This window comes from Nonomuraea sp. NPDC005692 (assembly GCF_040631115.1).
GTDB lineage: Bacteria > Actinomycetota > Actinomycetes > Streptosporangiales > Streptosporangiaceae > Nonomuraea.
Genome location: NZ_JBEXYU010000077.1, coordinates 1 through 1471, shown reverse-complemented (window position 1 = coordinate 1471; position 1471 = coordinate 1). Strand labels below are relative to the sequence as shown.

Below are 1471 nucleotides of genomic sequence, written 5' to 3'. Positions count from 1 at the left end.
GGTCCCCCTTCTCCCGAAGTTACGGGGGCAATTTGCCGAGTTCCTTAACCACAGTTCACCCGATCGCCTTAGTATTCTCTACCTGACCACCTGAGTCGGTTTAGGGTACGGGCCGCCACAACACTCGCTAGAGGCTTTTCTCGGCAGCATAGGATCATCCACTTCACCACAATCGGCTCGGCATCACATCTCAGGCTATATGGAACGCGGATTTGCCTACGTTCCGCCCTACATGCTTACCCCAGGACAACCATCGCCTGGGCTGGACTACCTTCCTGCGTCACCCCATCGCTTACCTACTACCCGATCGGATCGAGCGTTCACTCTGACCCCAAGCCCGAAGGCTTTAGGCGAGTTAAGGACTCTTAGCATCACGAGGTTCGATATGGGCGCGTTAAAGCGGGTACGGGAATATCAACCCGTTGTCCATCGACTACGCCTGTCGGCCTCGCCTTAGGTCCCGACTTACCCTGGGCGGATTAGCCTGCCCCAGGAACCCTTGGTCATCCGGCGCGAGGGTTTCTCACCCTCGATTCGCTACTCATGCCTGCATTCTCACTCGCACAGCCTCCACAACTAGATCACTCTGCTGCTTCGCCGGCTGCACGACGCTCCCCTACCCATCCAGCACACAAGGCGCTGAATGCCACGACTTCGGCGGTGTGCTTGAGCCCCGCTACATTGTCGGCGCAGAATCACTTGACCAGTGAGCTATTACGCACTCTTTCAAGGGTGGCTGCTTCTAAGCCAACCTCCTGGTTGTCTCTGCGACTCCACATCCTTTCCCACTTAGCACACGCTTAGGGGCCTTAGTCGGTGATCTGGGCTGTTTCCCTCTCGACTACGAACCTTATCGCCCGCAGTCTCACTGCCACGCTCTCACTTACCGGCATTCGGAGTTTGGCTGACGTCAGTAACCTTGTCGGGCCCATCGGCCATCCAGTAGCTCTACCTCCGGCAAGAAACACGCGACGCTGCACCTAAATGCATTTCGGGGAGAACCAGCTATCACGGAGTTTGATTGGCCTTTCACCCCTACACACAGGTCATCCCCCAGGTTTTCAACCCTGGTGGGTTCGGTCCTCCACCCAGTCTTACCTGAGCTTCAACCTGCCCATGCGTAGATCACTCCGCTTCGGGTCTACAGCATGCGACTCAAACGCCCTATTCAGACTCGCTTTCGCTACGGCTCCCCCACACGGGTTAACCTCGCCACACACCATAACTCGCAGGCTCATTCTTCAAAAGGCACGCAGTCACATCACACAGAAGACAAGCTCCTGTAAGCTCCTACGGCTTGTAGGCACACGGTTTCAGGTACTATTTCACGACCCCTCACCGGGGCACTTTTCACCTTTCCCTCACGGTACTCGTGCACTATCGGTCATCAGGGAGTATTTAGGCTTACCAGGTGGTCCTGGCAGATTCACACAGGATTTCTCGGGCCCCGTGCTACTTGGGATCCCCTCAA

The 1471-nt window shown here is 56.4% G+C and carries 1 rRNA gene (cut by a window edge); it reads right to left on the bottom strand.

Annotation, left to right across the window (positions count from 1 at the left end):
* Window positions 1-1471 (bottom strand): 23S ribosomal RNA (locus tag ABZ459_RS52650); its annotated part reaches 1292 nt to the left of the window's first position; the annotation flags it as partial.